The sequence below is a fragment of the Alkalihalobacillus sp. TS-13 genome (assembly GCF_019720915.1).
In the GTDB taxonomy this organism is placed as follows: domain Bacteria; phylum Bacillota; class Bacilli; order Bacillales; family Fictibacillaceae; genus Pseudalkalibacillus.
Genome location: NZ_JAHKSI010000024.1, coordinates 1 through 387, shown reverse-complemented (window position 1 = coordinate 387; position 387 = coordinate 1). Strand labels below are relative to the sequence as shown.

Below are 387 nucleotides of genomic sequence, written 5' to 3'. Positions count from 1 at the left end.
GAACACGCTTTGGCTTTTGTTTAGTTTTGAATGAGCTGAACCTCATTCAACTTGTTCCTTGAAAACTAGATAATGAAATTCTTGAAAACAAGACATCGAATTGTAATGCGTCAATTTTATTGACATCATGATTTATTGACAAGCTAGAAGCAAGGAGATCGAGGAAGCAAAGTTCGGGAGGGACGGAGCGTAGATTGACCTACGTGAGTACCGGACGAACACAGCTGACAAAGAGATCCGACGCTGATAGATTGGTCAAAGGTTAAGTTATGAAGGGCGCACGGTGGATGCCTTGGCACTAGGAGCCGAAGAAGGACGGGACGAACACCGATATGCCTCGGGGAGCTGTAAGTAAGCTTTGATCCGGGGATTTCCGAATGGGGGAAC

General features: G+C 45.7%; 1 rRNA gene. It reads left to right on the top strand.

The annotated features are described in order from the left end of the window. Positions 1 to 260 precede the first annotated feature (260 nt). Positions 261 to 387 (top strand): 23S ribosomal RNA (locus tag KOL94_RS24945); the annotation flags it as partial.